This is a genomic window from Acidomonas methanolica, assembly GCF_004346035.1.
In the GTDB taxonomy this organism is placed as follows: Bacteria; Pseudomonadota; Alphaproteobacteria; order Acetobacterales; family Acetobacteraceae; genus Acidomonas; species Acidomonas methanolica.
The window spans coordinates 1-9,621 of record NZ_SLZN01000054.1 but is presented as its reverse complement, the minus strand read 5'-3'; the positions used below and the strand labels follow the sequence as shown (position 1 = coordinate 9,621).

Annotated in this window: 6 protein-coding genes and 1 pseudogene; 2 read left to right on the top strand and 5 right to left on the bottom strand. The window is 53.2% G+C overall.

Going from position 1 to position 9,621, the window contains the following annotated elements; genetic code table 11:
- Positions 1–214: 214 nt before the first annotated feature.
- Positions 215–1,369 (bottom strand): UDP-galactopyranose mutase, encoded by a 1,155-nt coding sequence (glf, locus tag EDC31_RS16655; protein ID WP_042060416.1) that lies wholly within the window; start codon positions 1,367–1,369, stop codon positions 215–217.
- Positions 1,370–1,527: 158 nt separating this feature from the next.
- Between glf and EDC31_RS16650 the strand changes: the two genes are divergently transcribed.
- Together EDC31_RS16650 and EDC31_RS16645 are read left to right on the top strand one after the other, a co-directional pair.
- Positions 1,528–3,123: a hypothetical protein gene (locus tag EDC31_RS16650; RefSeq protein ID WP_132127180.1), complete on the top strand. Its 1,596-nt coding sequence runs from the start codon at positions 1,528–1,530 to the stop codon at positions 3,121–3,123.
- A 556-nt stretch (positions 3,124–3,679) separates the two neighbouring features.
- A complete protein-coding gene (locus EDC31_RS16645) occupies positions 3,680–5,374 on the top strand; it encodes a glycosyltransferase family 2 protein (RefSeq protein WP_158310341.1) in 1,695 nt (564 codons plus the stop codon).
- 25 nt (positions 5,375–5,399) lie between these two features.
- Here EDC31_RS16645 and EDC31_RS16640 read toward each other — a convergent pair whose 3' ends face one another.
- The 4 genes and pseudogenes from EDC31_RS16640 to EDC31_RS17975 all read right to left on the bottom strand — a co-directional run.
- On the bottom strand, positions 5,400–6,386 hold the full coding sequence (locus tag EDC31_RS16640) for a putative nucleotide-diphospho-sugar transferase (RefSeq protein ID WP_081797741.1): 987 nt from the start codon (positions 6,384–6,386) through the stop codon (positions 5,400–5,402).
- 196 nt (positions 6,387–6,582) lie between these two features.
- Entirely contained in the window at positions 6,583–7,506 is a 924-nt protein-coding gene (locus tag EDC31_RS16635) for a DUF4422 domain-containing protein (protein WP_042060422.1), read from the bottom strand.
- The gene (locus tag EDC31_RS16630; protein ID WP_158310342.1) at positions 7,503–9,047 is read right to left on the bottom strand and encodes a glycosyltransferase family 2 protein; all 1,545 of its coding nucleotides are present in this window, start codon (positions 9,045–9,047) and stop codon (positions 7,503–7,505) included. The genes EDC31_RS16635 and EDC31_RS16630 overlap by 4 nt, the downstream gene beginning before the upstream one ends.
- Positions 9,048–9,360: 313 nt before the next feature.
- Positions 9,361–9,621 (bottom strand): annotated as a pseudogene (locus tag EDC31_RS17975) (hypothetical protein); the annotation flags it as partial.

Sequence of the window (9,621 nt, the reverse complement as noted above, 5' to 3'; positions counted from 1 at the left end):
ATGCCATCGCCGCGGTTCGAAGAGAACTTTGGGCCGGCCCGTATTTTCAACGGTCGCCGTCAACAACCGACGCCAGGAAAATACCGAGCAATCTCTTCGATGCCTTGCTCAACAATGCCTGCTACGCAGCGTAAACCGCCAAAGTCCAGCTTAGACAAGCCTCATAGGCCATGGCGCGTCCACTCAACCGTTTTTTTGCAACAACGCCGGCCGCTCAGTCTAGGTCCACGAAAAAGGCCGGGAGCGGGGCATCTTCAGCCAGGAGTTCGTCGATCCTGTTGCAAGCAACCAGTGCCTCAGCGATTGTAACATCCATATCCAGGTAACGGTATGTACCCAGACGCCCCAGAAAAGACACGCCTGTCGTCTGCCGAGCCAAAGCGACGTAGTCCTTCAGCATCCGCGTCTCTGTGGCGAGACGGATTGGGTAATAAGGGGTATCCCCCGGCGCAGAGAGACGACTGTACTCGCGAAAGCAAACCGTCTTTTTGAACGAATCGGCTTCCCACGGTGCGAAATGCTTATGTTCGGAGATACGGGTATAGGGCACATCCTCATCGCAATAGTTGATCACAGCTGTCCCCTGATGATCACCTTCATCATCGAACCGTTCGAAGTCGAGCGTACGATAGCCTAGGCGCCCATGCGCGAAACCAAAATAACGATCAATAGGTCCCGTATAGAAGATGTGGTCGAAATCACGATCAGCGTTGAGTTCTTCAAAACGGACATTCAATTGTACCGTCAGCTTCGGAATGTCGAGGATATTCTCTATTAATGCTGTATAACCGTCTTCGGGTATCCCTTGATAGGGATGACTAAAATAATTGTCGTCGTAGTTGAAGCGCACCGGTAGGCGTTTGAGGATCGACGCCGGTAACTGCCTTGGGTCTAGCCCCCATTGTTTACGTGTGTAGCCCCGGAAGAACGCTTGGTAGAGATCTCTCCCGATCATGGATAAAGCCTGCTCTTCGAAGTTCGCGGGCTGCGTGATGGTGCGATCCGCTCTCTCCGCGATGAAGCGGCGTGCTTCGAGCGGCCCCATCGTCTTGCCAAAGAACTGATTGATGGTCAGCAGGTTGACCGGAAGAGTGTAAACTCGCCCGTTAGAGATCGCCTTGACGCGGTTGACGTAAGGGCGGAAACGTCCAAAAGTCTGGATATAGTTCCATACGTGCTCGTGCGCAGTATGGAAGATATGCGGTCCGTAGCGATGAATCATAATGCCGGTGCTTGCATCCCGGACTGTACTACAATTCCCGCCCAAACACGCACGTTCATCGACAACCAGTACGTCGTGCCCTTTCGATGCCAGGTGGCGAGCCACAACTGCCCCGCTGAAGCCGGCGCCGACGATACAAAATCTCATCTCACAATCCCTTTTGCGTTTCCGACCTTGCCCACGAAAGGCAAGGACACCATCAAACCCTTCCGCCTCAATCTCGACAAGACGTAATCGTTTTTGTCGATCAAGACGTACTATCTTCCTTGGATACGCACCATTCTGACTTATGATCTGAAAACTCCATGTCTGTGGGAAATGGTCTTGCAAAAAACTTTTTGGCCAACACTCACAGGGGCGATCCACGTTCTTTGCGCTCATGCCATCGACGACAACCAGCCAACGAGTTGAAAGGGTTGATGATTGCACGGCATATTAACCGCTCGGTTCTATTCGCACAGTTTGCTGGGGGATTTGCCATGTTGCTACGCCTTCGCCTCCTGCGGTCGCTTCGGCTGTTCACGCAGCGATCTCACGCCGCTCTCTTCATAAGCCTATGCACGGGGCTTCTGGTGATTGCCTCGCATCCGTACGCAGAAGCTCTGCCAGGTGGAAAGGTATCGTCCGTCATTCAATACAATAAGGTGGAAGGTACCCACATTGACCTGCTCCCCTCCGGAAAGGACTTTCCACGTTCTGATATTAAATTCGGAAATTGGGTTCTTGGTCAATATTCAGGTATAAGTGATACGGATTTTTTTCTTTATGATAGTATATCACGCAGACATCCACTGATCGTGTCATCAAAAGACGAGGTAATTATTGGCCAGGATTACGAAAATATACGGTTATGGGATGCTTACAGCAAACTCCCATCGCCGCTAAACGTGCAAATTACCTATGGACGACGTCAGGCTTCTAGCGGTACGGCAATCGGTGTTCAGAGCACGGTTGACATCTATAACGAGGCCACGCCGACGCATGGTCACAACGAATTCTCATCGTATTACGCCTACGTTCGATCCAACAATCACGGCGTCCATCCGCCTGGACAACACTACTGGGTTTCGGACTTTCATCTATCCACACCATATGCTCCTGATGCATCCAAATCGCCGGAGTTAGAAATCGTCTATTCTGGCCGGATTATGAACATGAGCAACGGCGTGGCGGCGCTTTCATCCAACCATATGGGCTCCTATGGTCAGTCGCTGGTCGCGACGCCGATGCTAAAAGACGAGTTGGCTGACGCCGGCATTCCACTCAATGCACGTACCTATCCGATCACCGCCATGCTTGCATTGTCGGGATTCTCCGGTGATCAAAGCACGTCCAATGGCACCCTGCCATCCGCCGGCCCTGCAGCGGAATATGCGCTCCGTGTCGGAGGAGGAGGAGGCAGTCCTTATATTCCGTTCGATGCTCGGTCCAACTTTAGCACCGGAATTGGTGTGTACGATTGGAGCGTCGCGGGGATCGACATCAATCACCGCCTGCCGGGAGCGGAAGGGCCGGGCCTTAGAAATAAGTACGCCACTGAGCTTGGGGGAAGTCTGCCGGCTGCAACGCCACCCTACAGCTTGGTCCTGCACGACGAACACGCTGATCCCACCGGTTCGGCTGAAGCGGGTATACAGATCGGCAATGCGCCCCACGCCTGGCTGCTAACGGGCACCAATTTGGGTGGCGCGCGGCAGAGCCTTGCGATCGCGTACCGCTCCGCCAATCGACCGCTCCTGACACTTTCCTCTACCGGAATTGGGTTCCTCGGTCGTGGCCCGATCGCCCCACCGAAGCTCCATCCGGCGTTCGACCTATCAAAAAAAGTCGATCCGCTGGAGCTTGCGAAAGCGTATAACTCCTTGCATGATGCGCTCATTGCTCTAGGTTTGGCTCAATAAGGACTGCACTTTCATGGCTGAGCAGAAGGATCGTGCCTCCCCGTCGGCCGATTATCCTTCCGGTCCTTTCGCCTACCGGGATCTTGAGCTGGCTTTCCTCACATTTTACAAACGGAACCAGCGGCTCAAAAACTCACTGTCTTGGCGTATCACCTTTCCAATTCGGCGGGTTCCTCATTATGTCGCCTTGTGGCGCGCTTTCAAGGCTCAGTTGACGCTGGCGGCCCACAATATAGGTATCCTTTGCCGTCAACTTGACCGACAAAGCCCTGCCGCTGTGTGGTCCGATCTTCGCCTATGTGCTCGCTGGCCCCGGCAAATCCAGTTAGACTACCATCGCTGGCGACAGGCCCATCCAGTACCTCCTTTGCGAGACGACGAGATTTCGTCTCGCAAACTACTCGTTTTGCTTGGGCCTGAAGCTCTTAGTTCGCCTCATCTGGGAGCTTGCAATGAAAGCCTAGCCAATCAGCGTGGCTGTAACGTGACGGTCGCTCCATTGGCCTCAACGGTCATTATCTCGCATGAGAGGTACGATGCCGTCGTGTGGTTGCGGATGGCAGCCATCCTTGCGCCTGATTACGGCCAGTTGGCTTGTCGCGCGCTAGTCGGAAAGAAGGTCGCGTTCTACGCCGATCACGATACGCGGATTAGTTCCGTGCTATATGAGGATCCCTTCTTCAAACCTGCTTTTTCTCCCGAGCTTTTGCGACACGTGGATTTCTTGGCCGCGGGTTGTGCCATTTCGCCCGGGTGGCTCGGCCGACAGACTAAATGGCCTGCAGTTGGGTTGACGGACGAAATACTTCACGCAGAGCTCCGGCGGCTATCTCCGAGCGAAGTCGTGCATATCCCGCTCTGCCTGAGTCATCTGCCAGCTTCTGCGCCGCGGCAACTTGCCCCGCCTGGAGTAACATCCGTTCTTCCAGCGCGGTCTCTCGAAGCGGTTTCCGAGGCACGTATCACCGTCATCATTCCTACAGCTTTTCGGGGAGCATACCTCTCGACCCTGCTCGAAAGCCTGCACCGCACAACGAAGGCCTACCGCGATCTGCTGGATGTAGTCATTATCACATGCGATCCTCCCGGCAACGGCGAGGATGCGTTGAGAAATAGCCCTTTGTCCTATCGCCTGCTGCATCATGATCATGACTTCAACTATGCCGTCGTCAACAACGTTGCGGCAAGGCAATCCGATAGTGAAATTCTCATCTTCCTCAACGACGATATCGAATTCCATGACCAGTATTGGCTTCCTGACATGCTCGGTCTTCTCCAGCTCCCGCGCGCAGGAGCCGTCGGAGCACTATTGCTTTATCCGGATGAGACGATTCAGCATGCCGGTTGCCTGATTGGTATGAATGGCGGAGTCGGTCATATCGGCGTCGGGCTCCCGAAGGACACCTCGGTCGGTCAAGGCGTGGTGACAGCGCAACGGGAAGTATCAGCGGTCACTGGCGCGTGTATGGCGATCCGGCGGGAGGTGTTCGTCACGGCCGGGCTGTTCGACGAGAACTTTCCCTTGTCGTTCAACGACGTCGCGTTGTGTCTGGCGCTACGCGATATGGGCTATACGAACTATATCACGACCCGTAGCCGGATCACGCACCATGAAGCTCGTTCTCGCGGATACGACGACACGTCACGCAAGTACCAAATCAATCGCGAGCATTTCCTGCATGCCCGTACCTGCTACCCGGGCTTGCGCGAAATCGACCCTTATTACAATCCGAACTTGGAACTGTCGCAGCCATACATGGGCTTTGCGCCGCTGTCGCATGCGCAGATGACGTTTGCCTTTCGCGCACGGACATCCGGTTGTCTGGTGCTGATCGCCCAACGATCGGATTACGACCCTACCGTTTTCCCAGTGGTTGACAGCTTGGCCCGTGCCGCAGCGGCTGGCTCCATCCGTGTCCTGGTCGCCGGAGAACACGAAACCCGTTTTTCGCAGCGATGCCGGACCGTGGCGCCGACAAACATGGTCGGCTCGGCCGACTTGGCGGCTATGCGGAGCGCACTTCTGGACGCGCACGAAAGTACGCTGATCCTTGATCTGCGTCTCCTGGAGGTGATGGAAGGGATACCTCCGTCGCTGCCATTACTCGGCTTGGCCGTTCAGGATGGAAAGACCTTCCTAGTCGATTTGTTTGGCCGCCGCATTGCGCAACACGAAGCGCGCGGCCATGTGTCGACGGACATCGCAGATCTCATTGAAAGGGCCGGTTACTCAAGTCAAGAAAAGGCATAACGTTGAATGAAGCTTTGGCGGGTTACTAATCCAATATAGCATACATGAAGAAGAAACCGTAACGTACGCGGGACGCCTGAAAATCCTTGAGGCAGAGTCGGCCTACGCAAACCACACGCCCGCGATGAGCATCGAGATAGAACTCGTCGCAAATGGCGAGAAGCTTCTCGCCTTGACGATGCATTACGAGGCAGTCGGCTGTGACCGTAACTTGCTGGGCATCTACCTTGCCCTTGTGGACCCGCACGACACCGGCGTCGTCGATCCCAATTTCTCCGAGCAACGTCCGACGGTCGAGTTCGCCGCAATGCCAAGTGCAATTCGTCAGATGACGCACGGCGGCGTCGAAAGCCACCCGATGAGCCGCCTTACTGCCGACGAACAACGATCTATACGTGTTCATTTGTAGCCATTTTCGTTCTATCTTACTGGCGCAGTTGGCATGGTGCAAAATGCATGCATTCATCGGCAAAGTACCCTGTGAAAACGCCCAGAACGCGCACGGCAAAAGTCCGACCTTGACGCCGATCCGGAGAAGAAAGGCGTCGTCGCGGAGAAGCAAGTTCACGGCCTCCTGATCCCAGATTCCGTCTTCTTGAACCTTCTCTAATACTTCCTTCCAAAAATTACGAACGGCCGGGCTTCGTCGGAATACAATGAAGCCGATATTAGCCTGTCTACTTTCCCAGCACCATTCTCTCTGGAAGCATATATCGTATCCATCCATGAGAGCCGGAAGCTCCCGCCTGAAGGGGCGATACACAGTGATGTCAATGTCCGAGAAAATCTCGAAATCATCTGTGCCCACATCACACGCATCGATAAGAAGCTGAGTCTTGTACTTCCACAATCTTTCTCCTCCACCCAGTCCTCGTCCTCCGGATAGATCAAGCGCATGACAGGTAACGGCAATCCCATCTTCGACACCGGACAAAAACCGAATAAGCATTGGTTCGGCGTCGGGCGTGCTAATGCAGGACAACCGGACGGATGGATAGTCAACGGAGGACATGAAAGAGCGCTCCCGAAGCAGGTGTCGTTCCCTGATACCGGCAACGATCGGATGTAATCATCTTTTGCGCGGGGCTCCACGTCCGCGATGAATCCCCCCGAACACGGGGGAAATGTGTGAAATACTCGGCCTCTTATAGAGCAATGTTTCTGCATCCCTCTTGGATGGTACGTGTGTATAAACAACTTTGACTCGACTACCCAGCGTCTCCTACAGTGAACTGCCGATTGCCTAGGCGAATGGTCACTGCATGGTCAAGCTTTTTGATGAAGAACTTCTTGCGACCGGGAGGCGCCGACTGTCGGAACCCTTCCTTGGGAAGATGGCCGAACAAGCGCTCCATCTCCATGATCTTGGCGCCCTGATGGCGTTTCTTTTCGACAAAGATGTTTATGATCCGCTCCCCTAGGAAACCCGATACGCGGCGCTCGTGCGAGTTGAATTTGTATATTGGTGCGTTTAGATCGATCTGATTCGTAACGGTCATTACAATATCAAAAACCCACTTCATGTATTCCTGAAAAAAATCCCATCGCATTATAAACATATGGCAAAAATATCCGCGGGTAGAATGCATAACCTTTTCGGTTATCGCCGCATCCCGAGGATACAAATCCTTAATGACTTTCATCGTCAGGTTGATATCGCGTGAAATATGGCAATTGCGATAGTGTTCATACAAAGTACCCGGTGCTGTCCATTCCGGGGGACGCTGCACATCCTCTATATGCGGCATTACGATATCTGCGCCATCGATTGCGTTGAGGATTGTGTCATAATCCCAGCCGAATCGCTTCAGCGTCTCAGGTTTGAAATCGAAGAAAGTTCTTTCCGACCAATGTGCGTCGGGAGCTAAAGGCGCGCCAAAATTGAAAAGGCGGCGGTAATGGAAGAATCCGACATAATCAGTTCTCGGCGCGTTTTTCCACGCCCAATACATCGCACTCATTTCGCAATACATCGGATTGAGCTTTGAAATATTGTCGCCCGTATCGTCACCTTGAACACCGGGCAGCGGCTGATTGAGTGCGGCGCCGCCCTGAATCGGGATGAAGGGCGGAGTCTTCGGCAGATCGAAAAAGCTGCTCGTGCATAGATAAATCTGAACCCGGTTATTCATGAACCCTCTCCATAGAAATTCGAAATCGTCACATCAGAAGCCCACGCCGGAAAACCGGATAGGCATTTGACGAAGAACTCAAATGTAAAACTTTCAACGCTTTCTCCTTCTGGGAGGTCCAGTGAAGAAAGAAGGATTTTTTCGCCGACATGCAAAACGGTCTTTTTTTCCGCGATGACTTCACGGTCTGGCCCCAGCACACGTTGAAAGATGGCCAATTCAGAACGGCGTGTCGCCTGCGCACACGAGATAAAATACCAGAGACGCTTCGTGCCGTCTCCAGTCAATTGAATGCTCACTCGCGCCGAATCCATTTCTGGATCGTGCACTGGAGGAAGAAGAACAATGCGCTGTGCATCAGAACTGGCCGCAACATATTCCGGTAGATCTGGATAATGAGTTTGGCTCACCTCATGCTTGGCAATCGTCAGAAGATAGCTTCTTCCGCTTTCATCTGCATCAAGATCATGCTGCGTGAGTACCATTCGTAATTTCCCAGCACCCAAGAAAAACGGATTTTTCTGATGTTTTCCGGGATAGCTACGTGCCACCAAATCCTGGAATTCCTTCCAGGATGCGCATTCACGTGCGAACATGGCTTTGAACAGGACATGATCCGGGACGTAGGCGCGGTTGAGAAGAGAGAAATTGACCGGCTCCAGAGAGCGACGTAGCATCATATAAAAAACTTTTGCGACGAAATTATCTAGAATTAGCGTATCCCCGGATTTTTCTGTCAGATGCAGCAGCTCCTTAATCATCCGCTCCCACCAAATTTCCTTGTATTCCTCGTAATTGCCGCTGGTTACAAGAAAAGTTAGTGCTTTTTCTTGAGCAAGGAATACATCCGCAAAGATACCGCGCCCTGCGGTGAGTGAGCGGTTTTTTTGCGAATCGCGAATGCGGTAATAATAGAATGGTTCACCCACTACGGATATCCGTTCCGCCTGGGTCATCGCCTCCCATTGAAAGGGGATATCTTCACCGATCAAAGCTGGGAAACGTAGGTTATGGCGATCCAGGAAGTCACGCCGATAACACTTATCCCACACGGGCGTAGGCATGGACAACACAGCCGGGCAGGTGCGAGCATTGAAGGGTAGCGTTGCATAGCGGACCGCAGGGTCAACGAAATGGGATGCTATGCGTGCTCCTTGGGAAAAGACGGCATAGAATGTGCCGACCACCATCTCTGCGTCAGTCCGCTCCGCCTCCAGATAAAACGCCTCACCGTATCCCGGATCTACCCAATCGTCGGAATCGACAAAACAGATGTACTTGCCTCGCGCGTGATCAAGCCCGGTGTTGCGGGCCGGCCCAAGCCCTCGGTTCTTCGTATGACGTATCAGACGAATCCGTTCGTCTTTGGCTGCAAGGCGCTGGGCCAAAGTCAATGTGCGGTCGAGTGAACAGTCTTCGACGAGAATAATTTCGAAGCTATCCAAGCTTTGCGCCTGAAGAGACGCAATACATTTCTCAAGGTATTTCCAAACATTATAAGCCGGGACGATAAATGAAACATTCACAGTTTCAGCACTCATTCTGAACCCCATCTTTTTGTTGAGTGACCAGTTTCACGTAGCCGTTGCCTTTGTTGTCTCGTTCTACGCATATCCTCCCGCCAATATCAAGGCACGATGGAGACGCCCCGGCCTGCGAGCCATTGATCAGGACAAGGAAGCATCATGAAAGCAGGGTAGTGTCTCGGTTTGAAATTTGCTCCCCGTTCTGCCTTCTGCTGGCATCATGTGATGCCAGCCCCCTTGGAGAGGGGGAGGGTTCGAAAAACCCTCTGGTTCTGTGCTTCGCTCTGTGATTCCATTCCTCATGTCGTGATTGGGGGCAACTGTGTCGTCATGTGAACTGCAAAGGCTGACCTTTCTGGATCATCGCATTGAGGATGACGAGAAGTTGGCGCGCGACGGCGATAAGGATGGTCTTGGGTGCCTTGCCCTTGGCGCGCATCCTGTCGCGCATGGCGATGAGTGCGGGCACGCGGCGGGACGCGGACAGGGCTGCGATTGACCTTGCCCCCTGAAATGCCCTCGAATTGAAGTAAGGTCTGTCCACTGGAGACAGACGATGAAGAAAGCACGATTTACGCAGGACCAGATT